The organism is Pseudomonas sp. Xaverov 83 (genome assembly GCF_019352905.1).
Classification (GTDB): domain Bacteria; phylum Pseudomonadota; class Gammaproteobacteria; order Pseudomonadales; family Pseudomonadaceae; genus Aquipseudomonas; species Aquipseudomonas yamanorum.
This window is the reverse complement of record NZ_JAAAFU010000059.1, coordinates 37120-56554: the sequence shown is the minus strand read 5'-3', so window position 1 is coordinate 56554 and position 19435 is coordinate 37120. Positions and strand designations below refer to the sequence as shown.

Here is a 19435-nt window from a genome sequence, read left to right as displayed (position 1 = left end):
GCCACGTGAAAAAAAGGGACAGGCTTCAGCCAATTTTTTTGAATATTACGGTTTGATGCCTTTCAGCTTTTGGAGCAACTCCATCAATTGCTCCAGGGATTCCTCGCCGAACTGCTCCTGAATCTTCTGATAGTTGCTTTCCATCCCGGCGCTCATGTCGACGAAACACTGCTGGCCCTGTTCGGTCAGGGCGACGAACACCCGGCGCTGGTCTTCGGCGGATTTGCGCCGGCGCACGATACCGTCACGCTCCAGCCGCCCCAGCACGCCGGTCATGCTCGGCTTGAGGATGCACGCGAGGTGCGCCAGTTGGTGGCTTTCGAGTTCACCCTGCTGGCGCAGGATGCGGATCACCCGCCATTGCTGTTCGGTCAGGTCATGTTCATTGAGCAGTGGCCGGAAGAACGCCATGGTCGCTTCGCGGGCCTGGAGCAAGGTGAGCGTAAGGGACGGTCTAGGGGTGGGCATGGTTCACGCGCATTAAAGGTCGAAGCGTCGAAGCTTAGAGTCGGTGTCCGGTGCATGCAACCCGAGGCAGGGAACAAATCATTAATTTAGAAACGATTTTTAAAAAACCTGCCAATCCCGCTATTCAGACTATAGATAACATGTTAACAATATGCCGCCCCTGACCTAGCAGAGGGCGCATACCAACAAAAACAACAAAAGGAACGCCCCTCATGCATTCGTGCCTCTTTCGCACGGCGGCAAGCGCTGGCCTGTGCGCCGCGTTTACCCCTCTGGTCGCCCACGCCGATTTCATCCAGGACAGCAAAGCCAGCCTGGACCTGCGCAATTTCTACATGAACCGCGACTTTCGCCAGACCAACGCGCCGCAGAACAAAGCGGACGAATGGGCGCAAGGTTTTGTGCTGCGCCTGGAATCAGGCTACACCGAAGGCGTGGTCGGTTTTGGCGTGGATGCCTTGGGTGAAATGGGCTTGAAACTCGATTCCAGCCGCGACCGCCGTGGCACCGGGTTATTGCCGTTTGGCGCCAGCGGCGAGCCGGCCGACAGCTACAGCGAACTGGGCCTGACCGCCAAATTGCGCCTGTCGAAAACCGTGCTCAAGCTCGGCACCCTGCAACCGGTTTTACCGGTGGCCGCCTACAACGACACCCGGCTGCTGCCGTCGACCTACAACGGTGAACTGGTGACCTCCCAGGACATCGACGGCCTGACGTTGAACGTCGGCCGCCTGGAAAAGCAGAACCTGCGGGACTCCTCCAACAACGAATCCATGAGCTACGGCGGCGTCACCAGCAGCCACCTGGACCTGGCCGGCGGCACCTACGCAATCAATCCGCACCTGGCGGCGACTTATTACTACGCGCAAATGCAGGACATCTACCGCCAGAATTTCATCGGCCTGGTGCATGACCTGCCGCTGGCCCAAGGCGTGAACCTGCGCACCGACCTGCGCTACTTCGACACCCGCGAGCAAGGCAGCGCACTGCTGCGCAGCCCTACCCGCGTGGACGGCGGCCGGATCGACAACCGCTTTTTCAACGGCATGTTCAGCCTGTCGGTGGGCGCACACAAATTCGGCCTGGGCTTTCAGAGCCTTTCCGGTGACGGCGACTTTGCCTTCCCGGGGCAAGACCCGTACTCGGTCAACCTGGTGACCATCAATATCTTCACCAAGGCCAACACCGACGCGTGGCAGGCGCGCTACGACTACAACTTCGCCGCCCTCGGCCTACCGGGCCTGACCTTCATGACCCGCTACGTCGACGGCAGCCACGCGCAAACCGCCACGGTGCGCAACGGCCGGGAATGGGAGCGCGACACCGACCTGGTCTACACCGTGCAAAGCGGCCCGCTGAAGAACGTCAACGTGCGCCTGCGCAACGCCACCCTGCGCTCAAGCAACGGCCTGACCAGCGACATCGACGAAAGCCGGGTGATCATCGGCTACACCGTGGCCCTGTGGTAACGCCGGGCACCTCAACGCAACCCCGATTGACGCTGGCGGTATTCCCCCGGCGTCATTTGCGCGTAGCGCTGGAAGAACCGGCTGAAATACGCCGGGTCCTTGAACCCCAGTTGGTAGCAGATTTCATTCGCCGAGCTGCCGGTGAACAGCAGCAGGCGCCGGGCTTCCTGCATCAGCCGTTCGAGGATCAGGCGTTTCGAGGGCAGATCGGCGATCCGCCGACACACCTCGTTGAGCCGCGCTTCAGTGACGCCGATACCGTCGGCATAACGCGACAGCGGCCAGTGTTGCAGGTAGTGGTCTTCGATCAGTTCGTTGAAGCGGTGGAAGATCCGCAGATCTTCGTGGCGTGCCGGGCGGGCTTCCAGGGAATTGGCGCAGAGCCGCAGCAGGCTGATCATGATCAGCCGCGTCAGGCTGTCCAGCGCCGAACTGCGCCCGCTGGCCTGGGCGTTGATCTCGCTGCACAGCTCATCGAACAGGAATTCCAGGCGGCGCACTTCGGGCTGAAACTCCGGTGCCAGCCGCGCCAACGCCACACAGGCCGCCGGCAATTGCGCGCCGGGGGCCAGGCCCGGGTCGGCGTCAATCAAGGCCCACACCAGTTGCTGGCGCACGGTCAGCACATGGCCGTCGGCGTCGGCTTCGGTGACGAAGGAATGCGCCACCGTCGGCGGCGTGAGGAAAAACATCGGCCCGGATTCGAGGTACTGCTGGTCGTCCAGATAGACCCGCACCGCGCCAGTCTTGACGTAATGCACCTGGAAAAACCGGTCGTGACGATGCACCGGCATGTTCCGCCCAAAAAATCCCGCCAGGTTGCCGAGCCGGTCGTAGTGCACCTCGGCATCGCTGTAACGCTGGTCGTAGACCTGCCCGATGTTGATGTTGGGGATCGGCTGACGATCGCTCATCACTGCATTCTCTTTGTTGTTTTGAGTGCCCTGAAATATTGCCACGCTTGACGATAGTTAACATCTTAATTATAACGTTAACAGGTTAACGAATATCCCACGGAGCAGGCCCGAGTCTGCCCCGCCACTGCCAGGAGAAAAGCATGAGCCGTGCCCTGCATGATGTTGCGAACGGCACCCTGTTCGGCGTTGCGCTGAACTACCAGGGGTTGCTGAACCAACGTCTCGCCGAATTCGAACAAGCGCCCTACCAGAAACCGCCGGTGAAGCCGGTGCTGTTCATCAAGACGCCCAACACCCGCAACGGTCACGACGGCGTGGTGCTGCACCCTCAGGGTGAACGCCTGCAACCGGGCCCGGCACTCGGCGTGGTGATTGGCAAGACCGCCAGCCGTGTCAGCGTCGAAAACGCCCTGGAGCATGTGGCCGGCTACACCATCATCAACGAGTTCAGCCTGCCGGAAGACAGCTACTACCGCCCGGCGGTGAAAGCCAAATGCCGGGACGGTTTCTGCGCATTGGGCCCGGAACTGGTGGCCCGCGACCAGGTTGCCAACCCGCACCAACTGAGCGTGAAGCTGTTCGTCAACGGTGAGCTGCGCCAGCAAAACTCCACCGCCAACTTCGTGCGCAGCCTCCCGCAGTTGATCGCCGAGATCAGCGAGTTCATGACCCTGCACGAGGGCGATGTGCTGATCACCGGCACTCCCGAAGACCGTGTGGATGTGCAACCCGGCGACACGGTTGAAGTCGAGATCAGCGGCCTGGGCCGCCTGGTCAACCACATCAAGGCAGAGGAGCTGTCATGAAACACGCGCGTATTCGCTTTGAAGGTGAAGTTCATTCGGTACAGGTCGACGCTGAGAACGCCGTGCGCCTGGCCGACGGTCGCCTGCTGGCCGAAGACCAGGTCGAATGGCTTCCACCAGCCACCGGCAGCATGTTCGCCCTGGGCCTGAACTACGCCGACCACGCCGCCGAACTGGCCTTCAAACCGCCGACCGAACCGCTGGCGTTCATCAAGTCCCCCGGCACCTACACCGGCCACAACCAGGTGACCTGGCGCCCGGACAACGTCGCCTACATGCACTACGAGTGCGAGCTGGTGGCGGTCATCGGCAAACCGGCGCGCAACGTCAAGCGCGAGAACGCCCTGGAGTATCTGGCCGGCTACACGGTGTGCAACGACTACGCGATCCGCGACTACCTGGAAAACTACTACCGCCCCAACCTGCGGGTGAAAAACCGTGACGCCACCACGCCGGTGGGCCCATGGATAGTCGACGTCGCCGACGTGCCAGATCCAAGCAATCTGAAGCTGCGCACCTGGATCAACGGTGAACTGCGCCAGGAAGGCAGCACCAAGGACATGATTTTCGACATCCCGTATTTGATCGAATACCTGTCCAGCTTCATGACCCTGCAGCCCGGCGACATGATCGCCACCGGCACGCCGGAAGGCCTGGCCGATGTGGTGCCGGGAGATGAAGTGATCGTGGAAGTGGAAGGCGTCGGCCGCCTGGTTAACCGAATTATCAGCGAGGCGGAATTCTTCTCCGTCCGGAAAGAGGCTTGAGCAACATGATCAAACACTGGATCAACGGCCGTGAGGTCGAAAGCAAAGACACCTTCATCAACTACAACCCGGCCACCGGCGAAGCCATCGGTGAAGTGGCCAGCGGCGGTGCCGAGGAAGTGGCGCAGGCCGTTGCAGCAGCCAAGGAAGCCTTTCCGAAGTGGGCAGGCACACCGGCCAAGGAACGTGCCCGCTTGATGCGCAAGCTCGGTGAGCTGATCGAACAGAACGTGCCGCACCTGGCCGAGCTGGAAACCCTCGACACCGGCCTGCCGATCCACCAGACCAGGAACGTGCTGATTCCACGGGCGTCTCACAACTTCGATTTCTTCGCCGAAGTCTGCACCCGCATGGACGGCCACAGTTACCCGGTGGACGACCAGATGCTCAACTACACGCTTTACCAGCCGGTGGGTGTGTGTGCGTTGGTGTCGCCATGGAACGTGCCGTTCATGACCGCCACCTGGAAGACTGCGCCGTGCCTGGCGCTGGGTAATACTGCGGTGCTGAAAATGTCCGAGCTGTCGCCGCTGACGGCCAATGAACTGGGACGCCTGGCGGTCGAAGCCGGGATCCCCAACGGCGTGCTGAACGTAATCCAGGGCTACGGCGCCACCGCCGGTGATGCACTGGTGCGCCACCAGGACGTGCGAGCGATTTCCTTCACCGGGGGCACCGCTACCGGCAAGAAAATCATGCAGACCGCCGGGTTGAAAAAGTACTCCATGGAACTGGGCGGCAAGTCGCCGGTGCTGATCTTTGAAGACGCCGACCTGGACCGCGCCCTCGACGCGGCACTGTTCACCATCTTCTCGCTCAACGGTGAACGCTGCACCGCCGGCAGCCGGATCTTCATTCAGGAGAGCGTGTACCCGCAATTCGTCGCCGAATTTGCCGCCCGCGCCAAGCGCCTGATCGTCGGCGACCCACAGGACCCGAAGACCCAGGTCGGCTCGATGATCACCCAGGCCCACTATGACAAGGTCACCGGCTACATCAAGATTGGCCTCGAGGAAGGCGCCACCCTGCTGGCCGGCGGCCTGGAACGCCCGGCCAACCTGCCGGCGCACTTGAGCCGCGGGCAGTTTATCCAGCCCACGGTGTTTGCCGATGTGAACAACCAGATGCGCATCGCCCAGGAAGAGATCTTCGGCCCGGTGGTGTGCCTGATCCCGTTCAAGGACGAAGCCGAAGCGCTGCAACTGGCCAACGACACCGAGTACGGCCTGGCGTCGTACATCTGGACCCAGGACATCGGCAAGGCGCATCGTCTGGCCTACGGCATCGAAGCCGGCATGGTGTTCATCAACAGCCAGAACGTGCGGGACTTGCGCCAGCCGTTTGGTGGGGTAAAAGGTTCCGGCACCGGCCGTGAAGGCGGCCAATACAGCTTCGAAGTGTTCGCCGAGATCAAGAACGTGTGCATTTCCATGGGCAGCCATCACATCCCGCGCTGGGGTGTTTGAGCGATCCCTGTAGGAGCTGTCGAGCTCCAGCGAGGCTGCGATGCAGGCGCTACGGTCTGCCAGATACAGCGCGGTGATCCCATCGCTGCCTCGCTGGGGCTCGACAGCTCCCACATTTGATCTTTGACAACACGCTTCCAAGACAAAAACAATTATTCAGGAGAATCATCATGGGCGAAGTCGTCCTGGCCGCGAAGATCTGCCACGTTCCCTCGATGTACCTGTCGGAACTGCCCGGCAAGCACCACGGTTGCCGCGAAGCAGCCATCGCCGGGCACAAGGAAATCGGGCGGCGCGCCCGTGAGCTGGGGGCCGACACCGCCGTGGTGTTCGACGTGCACTGGCTGGTCAACAGCGGCTATCACGTCAACTGTGGCGAGCATTTCAAGGGCACCTACACCAGCAACGAGCTGCCGCACTTCATCAAGAACATGGAGTACGAGTACCCGGGCTGCCCGGAGCTGGGCGAGTTGATCGCCGCCGAGGCCAACCTGGCCGGCGTGCGCACCATGGCCCACAACATCCCGAGCCTGGAGCTGGAATACGGCACCTTGGTGCCGATGCGCTACATGCACATGGGCGTGCCGGACGAGCAGAAGTTCGACGTGATCTCCATCGCCGCCTGGTGCGCCTGGCACCGGCTGGAAGACAGCTTCGCGTTTGGCGCCGCCGTGCGCCGGGCCATCGAGAAAAGCGACCGCAAGGTCCTCGTGCTGGCCTCGGGTTCCCTCTCCCACCGTTTCTCCGACGACCGCGAAGCCGAAGCCAACATCCACAACTGGACCCGTGAATTCGACAAACAGATGGACCTGCACGTGGTGGAAATGTGGAAGCAGGGCCGCTTCAAGGAGTTCTGCGCAATGCTTCCGGACTACGCCGAGCACTGCTTCGGCGAAGGCAAGATGCACGACACCGCGATGCTCCTGGGACTGCTGGGCGGGCCGGACTACAACCAGCCGGCCGAGATCATCACCCAGCCATTCGGCAGCTCGGGCACCGGCCAGATCAATGCCATTTTCCCTTTATGAGCCTTGGTAAAAATCACCTGTAGGAGCTGGCTTGCCTGCGATGCAGGCACCTCGGTGTATCTGTCTCACCGAGTTGAAGCCATCGCAGGCAAGCCAGCTCCCACAAGGCATTCGCCGCACCTCACCTTAAGAGGAGATACACATGCCGCACTTCATCGCCGAATACACCGACAACCTCGAACAGCAAGCCAACCTGCCCGTTTTGTTCGAGCAGGTTCACGCCGTGCTGGGCGACAGCGGCGTGTTTCCCCTGGGGGGCATTCGCAGTCGCGGGGTGCGCCTGGACACCTGGCGCATGGCCAACGGCAAGCATGACTACGCCTTCGTCCACATGACCCTCAAGGTCGGCCACGGGCGCGACCTGGAAACCCGCAAGACGATCGCCGAAGCCCTGTTCAAGGTCATCACCGAACACTTCGCCGAGCTGCAATCCCAACGGCTGCTGGCGTTGTCGTTCGAGATGATCGAGCTGCACCCCGAGCTGAATTTCAAGCAGAACAACGTGCACGCATTCCTGAAGAACCAGGCGGGCTGACCACAGCCCACCTTTCCGCCCATGGCACTCAAACAAAAAAGAACAACATCATGAGCACAGCCAATACCGCCGACAGCACCACCCTGATCGAACATCAGCGCACCCACAGCATCGTCACCTGGCGACTGATGCCGTTGCTGCTGATCTGCTACCTGTTTGCCCACCTGGACCGGATCAACATCGGCTTCGCCAAGATGCAGATGAGTACCGACCTGCACTTCAGCGACACGGTGTACGGCCTCGGTGCCGGCCTGTTTTTCATCGCCTACGCGCTGTTCGGCGTGCCGAGCAACATGGCCCTGGACCGGGTCGGGCCACGGCGCTGGATCGCCTGCCTGATGGTGGTGTGGGGCGTGCTGTCCACCAGCATGCTGTGGATCGAAAGCTCTACCGGTTTCTACGTGTTGCGCTTTTTGCTGGGGGTCGCGGAAGCCGGCTTCTTCCCGGGGATCCTGGTGTTTCTCAACCGCTGGTACCCGGCCCGGCGCCGGGCGCAAGTCACTGCACTGTTTGCGATTGCCGTGCCCATGGCCGGTGTGGTCGGCGGGCCGTTGTCCGGTGCGATCCTGGAGCATTTCCATGATTTCGGCGGACTGCGGGGCTGGCAGTGGATGTTCCTGATCGAAGGCGCCCCGGTGGTGCTGCTCGGTCTGGTGGTTCTGAAATACCTGCCCGACAGCTTCGAAACCGTGAAGTGGCTGGAACCGGCACAGAAGCAACAGCTGCGCGAGCAACTGAGCAGTGAAGAACAGCGCAAATCCATTACCTCCTTTGGCGGCATCGTGCGTGACCCGCAGGTGTGGCTGCTGGTGGCGGTGTACTTCGCGGTGATGCTGGCGGTGAACACCCTGGCGTTCTGGATGCCCACCCTGATCCACGGCGCCGGCATCGGCCGCGACAGCCAGGTTGGCCTGCTGAGCGCCGTGCCGTACCTGGCCGGGTGCTTCTTCATGATCGGCTGCGGGCGTTCATCCGACCGCAACCGCGAACGCCGCTGGCACCTGTGCGTGCCGTTGTTGATGTCGGCCATCGGCATCGCAGTGGCCGGGCTCTCCCCCACCAATCCGACCCTGGTGCTGGGCGGTCTGATCCTGGCCGGCATGGGCGCCAGCGCTGCGCTGCCGATGTTCTGGCAACTGCCGCCGGCGTTCCTGTCCAACAGCACCCAGGCGGCCGGCATCGCGCTGATCAGCTCGTTCGGCAGTATCGCCTCGTTCCTCGCGCCCTACCTGATCGGCTGGATGCGCGACACCACCCAAAGCGCGAGCCTGGCCTTGTATGTGCTGGCGCTGCTTATCGCCCTCGGCGGCCTGCTGGTGCTGCGCACCCACGCTGCCATCGTCAATCCCCAGTAGAGATTTCGTCATGCTTGATCAAGCCCACATCCAGCAAGCCGCCGCCCGCCTCGACCAGGCTGAGCGTTCCCGTGAACAGGTGCGCCAGTTTTCCCTGGAACACCCGAACATCACGATTGAAGACGCCTACGCCATCCAGCGCGCCTGGGTGGCACAGAAAATCAAGGACGGGCGCAAGCTGGTCGGGCACAAGATCGGCCTAACGTCCCGGGCGATGCAGGTGTCGTCGAACATCACCGAGCCGGATTACGGCGCCCTGCTCGATGACATGTTCTTCGACGAAGGCACCGATATTCCGTTCGAGCGTTTCATCGTGCCAAGGGTGGAAGTGGAGCTGGCGTTCATCCTCGGCAAGCCGCTCAAGGGGCCGAACTGCACGATCTTCAACGTGCTGGACGCCACCGAATGGGTGATCCCGGCCCTGGAAATCATCGACGCCCGTATCCAGCAGATCGACCCGCACACCAACGCCACGCGCAAGGTGTTCGACACCATCTCCGACAACGCCGCCAACGCCGGCGTGGTGATGGGCGGCCGCGCCGTACGCCCCACCGAGATCGACCTGCGCAAGGTGCCGGCGGTGTTGTACCGCAACGGGGTGATCGAGGAGTCCGGGGTGTCGGCTGCCGTGCTCAACCACCCGGCCAAGGGCGTGGCGTGGTTGGCGAACAAACTGGCGCCGTACGACGTCACCTTGCAACCCGGCCAGATCATCCTCGGCGGCTCGTTTACCCGCCCGGTGGCGGCGAATCCGGGCGACACCTTCCATGTCGACTACGACATGCTCGGTTCCATCTCCTGCCGCTTTGTCTGACAACTGGAGGACTAATTCATGGACATGCCCATCAACCGCTTCAAGCAGCGCCTGCAACGTGGCGAAACCCAGATCGGCCTGTGGCTCGGTTTGGCTGACGCCTATTGCGCCGAACTGGCGGCGAATGCCGGGTTCGACTGGCTGCTGATCGACGGCGAGCACGCGCCCAATGATCTGCGCGGTATGCTCGGCCAGTTGCAGGCCGTCGCGGCTTATGACAGCCAACCGGTTATTCGCCCAGTGATCGGCGATACGGCTTTGATCAAGCAGGTGCTGGATATCGGCGTGCAGACGCTGTTGGTGCCGATGGTGGAGACGGCAGAACAGGCTCAGCAGTTAGTGCGGGCCGTGCGTTATCCGCCCTTTGGCGTACGGGGCGTTGGCAGTGCACTGGCACGGGCTTCGCGCTGGAACAGCATTCCGGGTTACCTGGATGAAGCGGATGCGCAGATGTGCCTGCTGGTGCAGATCGAGAACCGTGAAGGCCTGGACAACCTGGACGCGATTGCGGCGGTTGAAGGGGTGGACGGAGTGTTTATCGGGCCGGCGGATTTGAGTGCGGCCATGGGGCATCGGGGGAATCCCGGGCATCCCGAGGTGCAGGCGGCGATTGAGGACGCCATCGTCAGGATTCAACAGGCTGGCAAGGCGGCGGGGATCTTGAGTGCGGATGAGAAACTGGCGCGGCGGTATATCGAGTTGGGGGCGGTGTTTGTGGCGGTGGGGGTGGATACGACGGTGTTGATGCGCGGGTTGCAGGGGTTGGCTGCGAAGTTCAAAGACACTGCGGCACCAGCCACTACCGGCGGCGTGTACTAACCCCGTCAAACAACAGAGATCAACTGTGGGAGCTGGCTTGCCTGCGATAGCATCACCTCGGTGTACCTGACACCCCCAGGCGCCTGCATCGCAGGCAAGCCAGCTCCCACATTTTGATCACCTGTTACTCATCTACCGTGATTCAACGCTTGATGGTTTTCAACTCATCCAGCAACCCCAGCAACACCTGCAACTTCTCCTCCCCAAACTGCTCCTGCAACCGCTGATAATTCTCCTCCATACACTGGCTCATCGACTCGAAACTGGCCTTGCCCTTCTCCGCCAGCGTCACCAGCACCCGCCGCTGATCCTGCTCGGCCTTGCGCCGGTGCACCATCCCGGCCGCTTCCATACGCACCAGCACGCCGGTCATGCTCGGTTTGAGAATGCACGCCAGTTCCGCCAGTTGGTAAATCTCCAGCTCGTCATGCTGGCTGAGAATTCGAATAACCCGCCATTGCTGTTCGGTCAGCCCATGCTCATTCAGCGACGGCCGGAAAAAACTCATGGCCGCTTCACGGGCCTGCAACAGGGTCAAGGTCAGGGATTGTCTGGGTTTCAACATAGGCTCAGGGTCACGATAGATTTAGTTAATGTTTTAACGAAACTCTAACACTCTCCTCCCCGCCGCACGCTATAACTTGTGAAGCCGGCGAAGGCTCTGGCGCGCAGGATCAAAACCGGCGGCACACAGAATCAAGACATCCCGCGCGCCAACGGCCTTAATACACTCATTAGCTCTTCACTGTCAGGCAGCGCAATGATCAATATCGAAACGCCGACCTATTACACGGCGACCAAGAAATACAACCTCAGCTTCCCCACCCTGGAACAGGACGTGGAAGCCGACGTGGTGATCATCGGTGGCGGCTTTTCCGGGATCAACACCGCCCTGGAACTCGCCGAAAAAGGCATCACCAACATCGTCGTGCTGGAAGCGCGTTACCTGGGTTTTGGCGGCACCGGGCGCAACGGTGGGCAGATCATGGCCGGCATCGGCCACGACCTGGAAAAGATCAAGAAGGACGTGGGTGAAGACGGCCTGCGCCAGATCTTCGAGATCAGCGACCTGGGCGCCGACATCATCAAGAATCGCATCGCCAAGTACGACATCGATGCCGATTTCTGCCATGGCTACGGCTACATGGGCTTCAACGCCCGCCAGGAAAAGACCCTGCGCGCCTGGGAAAAAGACTTCAAGTCCATCAACACCCAGCATGAGATCCGCTTCCTTGGCGGTTCCGACGTGAAGCAGATTATCGGCTCCGACGCCTACAGCAGCGCCCTGCTGCACATGGGCGGCGGGCATGTGCACTCGTTGAACCTGCTGCTGGGCGAGGCCAAGGCCCTGGCCGGCCACGGCGTGCAGATTTTCGAGAACAGCCCGGCGCTGGAAGTCAGCTACGGCGAACGCATCACCGTGCGCACCGGTCGCGGTTCGGTCAAGGCCAGCAAGCTGCTGTGGGCCTGCGACAGTTTCCTCAACAAGCTGGAACCGGAACTGCACCGCTCGACCATCAACACCTACGCGTTCCAAATGATGACCGAGCCGTTGTCCGAAGAACTGATCAACCGTATCAGCCCGATTCGCGGGGCCTACAGCGACATTCGCCCGGTGATCGACTACTACCGCGTCACCCACGAAAACCGCCTGCTGTTCGGCGCCGCCACACCGTTGGTGGAGCACATTCCCGGCGATTTGAAAGCCTGGAACCGCAACCTGATGCTGAAGATCTTCCCGTACCTCAAGGACGTGAAGATCGACCTGGCCTGGGGCGGCCCGATGGCCTGCAGCCCGAACCTGTTCCCGCAGATCGGCACCCTGCCCGGGCGCAGCAACGCGTTCTATGTGCAGGGCTATTCGGGCTTCGGCGTGACGCCGAGCCACATCATCTGCAAGGTGCTGGCCGAAGGCATGAGCGAAGGCTCGGCGCGGTATGACCTGGTCAGCTCGATCCACCGCCCGACCATCATCGGCAAGGACGCGATCCGCCCGCTGCTGCTCACCGCCGGCAAGTCCTGGCACCAGCTCTCCGGTTATTGGAACGGCCGCCGCTAAATCCCACACCTGACACCTGTAGGAGCGAGCTTGCTCGCGAAAAACCCAAGGGCGCCGCGTTCATCCAGGACGCCAGCGCCCCCATCGCCCCCTATCTTTCATCATCAGGAGCAACTGCCATGACCCTCGTTACCCTCAAGAAAGACATCCAGCTATCCGAACTCGACGCCTGGGGCACCGTCGCCGACCTCGGTTCGACCATCCTCGAAGGGGAGGTCCGGGCCTTCGGCAAAATGACTTTCGGTGCCCCCACCGACCCGGTCAGCAGCGCCTATTTCGGCACCACCCAAGGCAAGTTCCGCATGGTCTATCCCTTCGCCGAACAGGCCACCGTGGTCACCGGCGAAGTGGTACTCACCGACGAATCCACCGGCCAGAGCACCCGCTACAAGGCCGGCGACAGCTGGTTCGTGACCAAGGGCACCCCGGTGCTGTGGGAAGTGGTCAGCGAAAGTTTCGTCAAACACTACTTCGCCGTGGTGTGATAACCCCGGCTGCCGGCACTCGTCGGCAGCCTTTTGGCGCAGGTGTCCCCATGCACGCTCTCCCCGCCCACGAAGTCGCCGGCCAGTGCCTGCAGGCTTTCACCCGCTTGATTCCGGTCAGCCAGGCCGCGTTCTATTGCGTCGACCGCCAGCTGCAAGCCCGGGATTTCCAGTTGCACGGCATGAGCGGCGAAATGCACCGCGACTACCTCGACAACTATCGCCAATTCGACCCGTTGCAACCGCGCAACTGCCTGTCCAGTGGCCTGGCGGTGGTGCCGCTGGGCTTTGCCATGGCCCGCCAGCCGGCGCGGGATACCCGGCGCTATGGGGATTTTCTGCGGCGCTATGGCGTGGTGGATGTGGTGGAGATCCTCGCCCAGCGTGACGGCCAACCCCAGGCGGCGATTTCGTTGTTGCGCACCGCCGATCAAGGCGCCTTTACCGGCGAGCAACTGGCTCAGTTGAACGCCCTGCAAACCTTGTTGCAGCTGGCCGTGGCGAATATGCAGCCCGCTGAAGATGCATTGACCGACCTCACGCCCAAGGAGCGCCAGATCGCCCTGTTGTTGCGCCAGGGCGCCAGCAACAAACAGTTGGCCCGAGAGCTGGACGTCGGCCTGCCCACCATCAAGACCCACCTGATCAACCTGTTTCGCAAGACCGGCGTCAGCAGCCGCACCGAGCTGGTGGGCAGCCTGTTTCTGTAGCCTGCCTCAACCATCCGGTTGATACCCGGGCCTGCTCCCGGGAGTGATGATCCGAGGTGTTCACCCACCCAACCGGAGCATCGCAAATGACCACCCCTTCTGACTGGATCACCGTGGGCGCCCTGGCCGACGGCTTCGCCCCCGAGGCGTTCATCCTGCCAAACCTGGCGGACCTGAGCGGCAAGACCTTTACGCTGTACTTCGCCAATGGCTGGCAGATCGAGCATCGCTTCGAGCGCAACAGCCTGTCCTGGGTCGCGGCCGACGGTCACTCCAGCGGCAGCGCAACCTACCGCGCGACCTCGGTGCGCCCCGGCCTATACCTGGTGGATTTCATCAAGCGCGAAGGCGCCCAAGCCTGGTCGGTCAGCCTGGTGCTCGACAGCGTCAGCGCCTCGTTCACCGCCGTACTCGGGCGCATGCCCACCCAGGAACAAACCCGCGAAGGCCTCTACAGCCGCGCCCTGGCCGGCAAGCCGCTGACCTCGGTGGAAGTGGAATTCCTCCACGGCAGTCTCGACCGCCCCTGGCAAGCCGGCCAGTGCCCCCACGCGCCCACCACCGAACTGACCGGCCTGCGCAACCAGTACCGCTACAGCCCGAGCGAGGTCTACGAGCACATCTACCTCAACCACCAGTTCTACGCCTGGCAATGCCTCAAGGGCGTCGAGCAAGGCCTTTGCGACACCGACCGCTGCGATTACTACAAGATCGCCGACCAGCTGTACCTGTTCGTCTGGCGCGAAAAAATCATCCCCACCCTCGGCCTGGTGCTGATCGACCTGCAACAGCACCGCAGCGACGGCAAGATCTTCGGCTACGCCGGGGCGGCTTTCGATGAGCTGTCGAACTTCCCCATCAGCTCCTACTGCCAGGTGCTCAATCGCACGGAGCATCCCGATGACTGAGCCGCGCACGATTGTGATCACCGGGGCCGGCACGGGCATCGGTGCCGCGTGCGCCCGGCTGTACGCCGCCGAGGGTGCGCATGTGGTGCTGATCGGCCGTCGTCGCGAGCCGCTGGAGCAGGTCGCGCGGGAAACCGGCGGGGTGGTGCTGGTGGGTGATGCAGCCTGCCCGCAGACCTGGGACGGTTTTATCGCGCAGATTCGCCAGCGCTATGGGCGTCTTGATGTGCTGCTGGCCTGTGCGGGCGGCCACGGCCTGGGCAGCGCCACCGATACTAACCCGCAGACCTGGGAAGCAGCGCTGCGCAGCAACCTCGACAGCGCGTTCTACAGCGCGCGTGCGTGCCTGCCGCTGCTGCTGGAAAGTGCCGGCAACATCGTGTTGATGGGTTCGATTGCCTCACTGGCTGCCGGGCCCGAGGTGTGCGGCTACACCACGGCCAAACATGCGTTGCTTGGACTCAACCGTTCGCTGGCCCGGGATTACGGCCCGCGCGGGGTGCGGGTGAACGCGGTGTGCCCGGGCTGGGTGCGCACGCCGATGGCGGATGAAGAAATGCAGCCGTTGATGGATTTTCACGGTGAGACGCTGCAACGCGCCTATGACCGTGTGTGCGCCGATGTGCCGTTGCGCCGGCCCGCCAGTGCTGAAGAAATCGCCAGGGTGTGCCGCTTCCTGGCCTCCAGTGAAGCATCGATCATTACCGGGGCCACGCTGGTGGCGGACGGGGGGGCGAGCATCGTCGATGTGCCGACGTTGGCCTATGCGCATCTGGAGCAACGTGATGAATGAAGACCTGGACTTCACTGGCCGCAACGTATTGGTCACAGGTGGCGCCCAGGGCATTGGCCGGGCCATCGTCGAAGCCTTCGCCCTGCGGGGTGCGCGGGTGATGATCGCCGATCTGCAACTGGCCCACACACTCGCGCTGGAGCTGTGCGGGCGCGGCGCCCAGGTGGAAGCGGTGACTGTGGATCTGGCGGATGCGGCTGCGGTTTTCGCGCTGATTGCAGGGGTGGAACAAGGTTGGGGGCGGCTGGATATTCTGGTGCATAACGCCGGGTATTTTCCGCTGACGCCCTTTGCCGAAATCACTCCGGCGATGCTCGACCGCACCTTGGCGGTCAATCTCTCGGCGTTGTTCTGGCTGACCCAGGCGGCGTTGCCGATGTTCCGTCGCCAGGGTCGGGGCTGCGTGCTGGTCACATCTTCAGTCACTGGGCCGAGGGTGGCATTTCCGGGCCTGAGTCACTATGCGGCGTCGAAGGCCGGGGTTAACGGTTTCATTCGCAATGCCGCGCTGGAGCTGGCCAGCTTGAATGTGCGAATCAACGGGGTGGAACCCGGCATGATCGCCACGCAGGCCATGGGCAACCTGGGGGATGACCAGGTGAACACACAGATCGCCAGCCGGGTGCCGCTGGGACGCCTGGGTGCGCCGTCGGATATTGCCGGGGCGATGCTGTTTCTGGCATCGGACCTGGCGGGTTACATCACCGGGCAAACGCTGGTGGTGGACGGCGGCTCGACCTTGCCGGAGGTTTAACGAAACGTCCTACCGAACGGCCAGATAACCTCTACTCCCCCGCCTCGAGAACCGCTGCAAAGTCCCTCGCCTGATCACACAGTGCGAGGGAACGCCGATGTCATTTTCGATTAACACCCAGCCCGAAGGGGCTGCCTCTTGATTCCCGCCATAGGCTTTCTGGTCGTGGCGGCGATGGACCCGAAGACACGCGACGTCGATGGGGTTCTCAACGACTTCACACACTGCCTGAACACCTACGACGCCTGGGCCGAGAGCTTCTGGAGCTTCTCGGCGCTGGATGTCGAGCAGGTGTTCAAGGTGGGGGATGAAGTTGCGCTGGTTGCGCCCATCACCCGGTCTCTTTATCCCAGCAGCACCGTCGCGACCTGCAAAGCCAACGCGTCGTTGAAGCTGGTGCATATGTTCCAGAGCTCGCGGTTCGTGCCCATCGGTAATACGCCGGTGATGCTGCAGGAAGTCGCGCAAGACGGTGGCCCCCTCGGCGACCCCATCCACAAAACCATCGGCCCCAGCGGCATTCTCGAAGTCACCGAGTGCACCGTCGACCGGCAGTACCGGGTCAGCTTTTACCCCAACGTTTCCAGGGACCACGTCAAGGCGCTGTATGCCTCCTATCAGTCCGAGATCAGCTCGCTGGAAGGCCGCTTGCGTGGCGAGTGGACGAGCACGTTCAGGCCGATATGGGAGAGCTATTCCAAGGCTGGCTTTGTCGATCGCTACACCTCGCTGCAACTGGCGTACGCGCAAGGGTTTGGCAACGTGCTTTACGGTCTGTGGGACGGTATTGCGCAACTCTACCAGTGGCTGGCGGATATCAGGCCCAACAGCGAAAAGTTGCTGCAGTACCTCTCCCAGGCCGAGCTTGAAGCGCTGCTGCAGCTCAGTAATGAGGCGATTGCCAAAGGGTTGTTGATCCTCAGCGATGAGCCACTGCTGTTCATCTACCTGTCCGCAATGGTCAGTTGGATGCGCATGCTGCCACCGCATTACATGCTTGAGTTGCTCGGGGAAATCACCACCGAGGTGCTGCTCAACCTGCTGTTACTGTGGGCTACCGGTGGCATGGGTGTGGCGGTGCGCCTGGGTGCGCAGGTGCTGGGCAAGGTCAAGTCCGGGCAGGCACGGGAGTGGTTGGAGCAGATTGCCAAGCTGGGTGGTACGGCCCCGTTGGATGGGCATGCGGAGGTGCTTAAGCCGTTATCGCTTCAGAGTCATGCCGTGCCGGTGAAGGCTGCGGCGGTGCCGTTGAAGGTTGGTCCAGATCAGGTTTCGAATCCGGCGCCGATGGTGCGGGAGCCGACGGCTCGCACGACGCTGGTGAAGCAGGAGCCTGTGGATGATGTGCCTGCTTCTGCGAAGAACCCCGGAGGTGACGCGACCGCTCCCGCAGATAAGACCGCAACCAATGGCTGCCCGGTTTCGATGGTTACTGGTGAGGAGCTACTGACCCTCACTGACGGCTCGTTGGAAGGTGTGCTGCCGTTTGCCTGGACGCGGTTGTATCGCAGCAGTGCCGTGGAGTTGGATTGCGGCTTGGGATTTGGCTGGAGTCATTCGCTGGCGCAGCGATTGGTGGTGAGCGGCGAATCGGTGGTGTGGACCGATCACGAAAACCGCAGCACCACGTTTCCCCTGCCCTCTGCCGCGCGGCCAGCCATCACCAATAGCCTGGCGGAAGCGGCGATTTATCTGGGCTCGTTGCCCGATGAACTGGTGCTGGCTCAGGCGTCGCTTTTCTACCATTTCCGCAACGGTGTGCTGACGTCGATCAGCGACGCGTATGACAACCGGCTGCGCATTTCCCGAGACTATTCCGGACGAATTCAGCGGATCGATAACCATGTCGGCCAAGGATTGCTGCTGCGGTATGACCGTGGACACATCGTTGCGGTCGACTATCAAGTGCAGCGGGAACTCGGCTGGGTTACTGAGCAGAACGTTGTTGCCTACAAGTATGACGATGCGTGGCGGTTGATCGAAGCGACCAACGCTGTCGGCGAAAGCGAACGTTATCGCTACGACGATCAACAGGTGATCCTGGAGCGGGAACTGGCCGGTGGGGCGAGTTTCTTCTGGGAGTGGGAACGGTCTGGCAAGGCTGCAAGGTGTGTCCGCCACTGGGCCAGCTTTTCGCAGATGGACACGCGGTATGTGTGGGACGACAACGGCACTGTCACCGTACACAACGCCGATGGCAGCCAGGAAGTCTACGTTCACGACCAGCGCGCACGGTTGGTGCAGCGGATCGATCCGGACGGCGCGCAGCACTTCAAATCCTACGATGAAAAAGGCCGGCTGACGGTCGAGCAGGACCCGCTGGGGGCGGTGACGGCGTATCAGTACGACGAAGCCGGTCGGTTGATTGCGCTGTTTCCCGGGGACGATGCGCCGACGACCTACGAGCATGACAACGGGTTCGTGCGGGTTGTACGCCGTGGTGACGCGGTTTGGAAGTACCAACGTAACGATCAAGGCGATATCACCCGTAAGACTGATCCGGACGGCAATTACACCGAATACACCTACACCCGACACGGAAAGCTCAGCGGCGTCTGGTATCCGGATAACAGCAGCCAGCGGCTGATCTGGAACGAGCGTGGTCAGCTCATTGAGGAGAAGCTGGCGAATGGCGGAGTGCGGCGTTATCGCTATGACGACCTGGGGCGGCAGGTTGCTTACGAGGATGAGCATGGCGCGCTGACCCAATACCAGTGGGACGCCGTAGGTCGCTTGCTGAAAGTGATTCAGCCGGGCGGTGCCACTCGCGAATTCAGCTACAACCCTTACGGAAAAATCACTGCCGAGCGCGACGAGCTGGGCCGGGTTACGCGCTATGAGTATGCCGACGGTCTGCACCTGATCAGCCGTCGGATTAATCCGGACGGCACGCAACTCAAATACCGCTATGACAATGTTCGGTTGTTACTCACCGAGATCGAAAATGAGGTTGGGGAAACCTACCGGCTTGAGTACCACGCCAACGGCCTGATGCAGCAGGAAACCGGGTTTGATGGCCGCCGCACTGCCTACGTCTACGACCTCGCCGGGCACCTGCTGGAAAAGACCGAGTACGGCGACGATGGTAGTCAGCTGGTTACCGGTTATGCGCGCGATGCGGCCGGGCGCCTCGTAAGAAAAACCCTGCCTGACGGCAGCAGCGTCAATTACACCTACGACCGCCTCGGCAACCTCCTCAGCGTCGACGACGGCCACTGGCCGCTGCACTACGAATACGACCTGCAAAACCGCCTCACTGCCGAGCACCAAGGCTGGGGCACC

Annotated in this window: 19 protein-coding genes; 16 read left to right on the top strand and 3 right to left on the bottom strand. The window is 61.9% G+C overall.

The features are described from left to right. Positions 1 to 45 precede the first annotated feature (45 nt). Positions 46 to 468 (bottom strand): homoprotocatechuate degradation operon regulator HpaR, encoded by a 423-nt coding sequence (gene hpaR / locus K0H47_RS19515; protein WP_010175430.1) that lies wholly within the window; start codon positions 466 to 468, stop codon positions 46 to 48. A 212-nt stretch (positions 469 to 680) separates the two neighbouring features. Between hpaR (K0H47_RS19515) and K0H47_RS19510 the strand changes: the two genes are divergently transcribed. Beyond that, positions 681 to 1937, top strand: a complete 1257-nt coding sequence (locus tag K0H47_RS19510) for an OprD family porin (RefSeq protein ID WP_063031550.1) — start codon at positions 681 to 683, stop codon at positions 1935 to 1937. Positions 1938 to 1948: 11 nt separating this feature from the next. Here K0H47_RS19510 and hpaA read toward each other — a convergent pair whose 3' ends face one another. Further along, entirely contained in the window at positions 1949 to 2851 is a 903-nt protein-coding gene (gene hpaA / locus K0H47_RS19505) for a 4-hydroxyphenylacetate catabolism regulatory protein HpaA (RefSeq protein ID WP_219273446.1), read from the bottom strand. Positions 2852 to 2994: 143 nt separating this feature from the next. Between hpaA and K0H47_RS19500 the strand changes: the two genes are divergently transcribed. The 8 genes from K0H47_RS19500 to hpaI all read left to right on the top strand — a co-directional run bounded on the left by K0H47_RS19500 (position 2995) and on the right by hpaI (position 10444). Next, positions 2995 to 3660 carry a fumarylacetoacetate hydrolase family protein gene (locus K0H47_RS19500; protein WP_219273445.1) on the top strand — a complete coding sequence of 222 codons (666 nt, stop codon included), beginning with the start codon at positions 2995 to 2997 and terminating at the stop codon, positions 3658 to 3660. Beyond that, on the top strand, positions 3657 to 4427 hold the full coding sequence (locus tag K0H47_RS19495) for a fumarylacetoacetate hydrolase family protein (protein ID WP_218264515.1): 771 nt from the start codon (positions 3657 to 3659) through the stop codon (positions 4425 to 4427). Before K0H47_RS19500 ends, K0H47_RS19495 begins: the two co-directional genes overlap by 4 nt. A gap of 5 nt (positions 4428 to 4432) precedes the next feature. Next, positions 4433 to 5893, top strand: coding sequence for a 5-carboxymethyl-2-hydroxymuconate semialdehyde dehydrogenase (gene hpaE / locus K0H47_RS19490; RefSeq protein ID WP_218264522.1), 1461 nt, complete (start codon positions 4433 to 4435; stop codon positions 5891 to 5893). Between the two features lie 170 nt (positions 5894 to 6063). Further along, on the top strand, positions 6064 to 6921 hold the full coding sequence (gene hpaD, locus K0H47_RS19485; protein ID WP_017478949.1) for a 3,4-dihydroxyphenylacetate 2,3-dioxygenase: 858 nt from the start codon (positions 6064 to 6066) through the stop codon (positions 6919 to 6921). Between the two features lie 142 nt (positions 6922 to 7063). Next, positions 7064 to 7456: a 5-carboxymethyl-2-hydroxymuconate Delta-isomerase gene (locus K0H47_RS19480; protein ID WP_219273444.1), complete on the top strand. Its 393-nt coding sequence runs from the start codon at positions 7064 to 7066 to the stop codon at positions 7454 to 7456. Positions 7457 to 7506: 50 nt separating this feature from the next. Beyond that, positions 7507 to 8811 (top strand): MFS transporter, encoded by a 1305-nt coding sequence (locus K0H47_RS19475; RefSeq protein WP_076016041.1) that lies wholly within the window; start codon positions 7507 to 7509, stop codon positions 8809 to 8811. 10 nt (positions 8812 to 8821) lie between these two features. Then, the gene (gene hpaH / locus K0H47_RS19470) at positions 8822 to 9625 is read left to right on the top strand and encodes a 2-oxo-hept-4-ene-1,7-dioate hydratase (protein ID WP_219273443.1); all 804 of its coding nucleotides are present in this window, start codon (positions 8822 to 8824) and stop codon (positions 9623 to 9625) included. Positions 9626 to 9643: 18 nt separating this feature from the next. Further along, complete coding sequence (gene hpaI / locus K0H47_RS19465) at positions 9644 to 10444, top strand: 4-hydroxy-2-oxoheptanedioate aldolase (protein ID WP_063031559.1); 801 nt, start codon at positions 9644 to 9646, stop codon at positions 10442 to 10444. A gap of 142 nt (positions 10445 to 10586) precedes the next feature. On the opposite strand, the gene hpaR (K0H47_RS19460) is transcribed toward hpaI, so the two are convergent. After that, on the bottom strand, positions 10587 to 11009 hold the full coding sequence (hpaR, locus tag K0H47_RS19460) for a homoprotocatechuate degradation operon regulator HpaR (protein WP_003209875.1): 423 nt from the start codon (positions 11007 to 11009) through the stop codon (positions 10587 to 10589). Positions 11010 to 11204: 195 nt separating this feature from the next. Between hpaR (K0H47_RS19460) and K0H47_RS19455 the strand changes: the two genes are divergently transcribed. The 7 genes from K0H47_RS19455 to K0H47_RS19425 form a co-directional block, all read left to right on the top strand. Then, entirely contained in the window at positions 11205 to 12503 is a 1299-nt protein-coding gene (locus tag K0H47_RS19455; RefSeq protein ID WP_063031561.1) for an FAD-binding oxidoreductase, read from the top strand. Positions 12504 to 12622: 119 nt separating this feature from the next. Further along, positions 12623 to 12988, top strand: coding sequence for a cupin domain-containing protein (locus K0H47_RS19450; RefSeq protein WP_003209872.1), 366 nt, complete (start codon positions 12623 to 12625; stop codon positions 12986 to 12988). 50 nt (positions 12989 to 13038) lie between these two features. Continuing rightward, the gene (locus tag K0H47_RS19445; RefSeq protein WP_177070553.1) at positions 13039 to 13698 is read left to right on the top strand and encodes a helix-turn-helix transcriptional regulator; all 660 of its coding nucleotides are present in this window, start codon (positions 13039 to 13041) and stop codon (positions 13696 to 13698) included. A gap of 86 nt (positions 13699 to 13784) precedes the next feature. Continuing rightward, entirely contained in the window at positions 13785 to 14606 is an 822-nt protein-coding gene (locus K0H47_RS19440) for a molybdenum cofactor biosynthesis F family protein (RefSeq protein ID WP_219273442.1), read from the top strand. After that, positions 14599 to 15399, top strand: coding sequence for an SDR family NAD(P)-dependent oxidoreductase (locus tag K0H47_RS19435; protein ID WP_219273441.1), 801 nt, complete (start codon positions 14599 to 14601; stop codon positions 15397 to 15399). Before K0H47_RS19440 ends, K0H47_RS19435 begins: the two co-directional genes overlap by 8 nt. Continuing rightward, on the top strand, positions 15392 to 16153 hold the full coding sequence (locus K0H47_RS19430) for an SDR family oxidoreductase (RefSeq protein ID WP_063031571.1): 762 nt from the start codon (positions 15392 to 15394) through the stop codon (positions 16151 to 16153). The genes K0H47_RS19435 and K0H47_RS19430 overlap by 8 nt, the downstream gene beginning before the upstream one ends. Before the next feature lie 174 nt (positions 16154 to 16327). Then, positions 16328 to 19435: DUF6531 domain-containing protein (locus K0H47_RS19425; RefSeq protein ID WP_257626706.1), on the top strand; the 3108-nt coding region annotated here is incomplete at its 3' end.

What these genes read in the sequence shown, in the direction of transcription:
- K0H47_RS19495 (WP_218264515.1), top strand. Translation starts at nt 3,657, where the DNA reads ATGAAACACGCGCGTATTCGCTTTGAAGGTGAAGTTCATTCGGTACAG.
- K0H47_RS19500 (WP_219273445.1), top strand. Translation starts at nt 2,995, where the DNA reads ATGAGCCGTGCCCTGCATGATGTTGCGAACGGCACCCTGTTCGGCGTT.
- K0H47_RS19445 (WP_177070553.1), top strand. Translation starts at nt 13,039, where the DNA reads ATGCACGCTCTCCCCGCCCACGAAGTCGCCGGCCAGTGCCTGCAGGCT.
- K0H47_RS19455 (WP_063031561.1), top strand. Translation starts at nt 11,205, where the DNA reads ATGATCAATATCGAAACGCCGACCTATTACACGGCGACCAAGAAATAC.
- hpaA (WP_219273446.1), bottom strand. Translation starts at nt 2,851, where the DNA reads ATGAGCGATCGTCAGCCGATCCCCAACATCAACATCGGGCAGGTCTAC.
- hpaD (WP_017478949.1), top strand. Translation starts at nt 6,064, where the DNA reads ATGGGCGAAGTCGTCCTGGCCGCGAAGATCTGCCACGTTCCCTCGATG.
- hpaI (WP_063031559.1), top strand. Translation starts at nt 9,644, where the DNA reads ATGGACATGCCCATCAACCGCTTCAAGCAGCGCCTGCAACGTGGCGAA.
- hpaH (WP_219273443.1), top strand. Translation starts at nt 8,822, where the DNA reads ATGCTTGATCAAGCCCACATCCAGCAAGCCGCCGCCCGCCTCGACCAG.
- K0H47_RS19435 (WP_219273441.1), top strand. Translation starts at nt 14,599, where the DNA reads ATGACTGAGCCGCGCACGATTGTGATCACCGGGGCCGGCACGGGCATC.
- K0H47_RS19510 (WP_063031550.1), top strand. Translation starts at nt 681, where the DNA reads ATGCATTCGTGCCTCTTTCGCACGGCGGCAAGCGCTGGCCTGTGCGCC.
- K0H47_RS19440 (WP_219273442.1), top strand. Translation starts at nt 13,785, where the DNA reads ATGACCACCCCTTCTGACTGGATCACCGTGGGCGCCCTGGCCGACGGC.
- K0H47_RS19480 (WP_219273444.1), top strand. Translation starts at nt 7,064, where the DNA reads ATGCCGCACTTCATCGCCGAATACACCGACAACCTCGAACAGCAAGCC.
- hpaR (WP_010175430.1), bottom strand. Translation starts at nt 468, where the DNA reads ATGCCCACCCCTAGACCGTCCCTTACGCTCACCTTGCTCCAGGCCCGC.
- hpaR (WP_003209875.1), bottom strand. Translation starts at nt 11,009, where the DNA reads ATGTTGAAACCCAGACAATCCCTGACCTTGACCCTGTTGCAGGCCCGT.
- K0H47_RS19450 (WP_003209872.1), top strand. Translation starts at nt 12,623, where the DNA reads ATGACCCTCGTTACCCTCAAGAAAGACATCCAGCTATCCGAACTCGAC.
- K0H47_RS19430 (WP_063031571.1), top strand. Translation starts at nt 15,392, where the DNA reads ATGAATGAAGACCTGGACTTCACTGGCCGCAACGTATTGGTCACAGGT.
- K0H47_RS19475 (WP_076016041.1), top strand. Translation starts at nt 7,507, where the DNA reads ATGAGCACAGCCAATACCGCCGACAGCACCACCCTGATCGAACATCAG.
- hpaE (WP_218264522.1), top strand. Translation starts at nt 4,433, where the DNA reads ATGATCAAACACTGGATCAACGGCCGTGAGGTCGAAAGCAAAGACACC.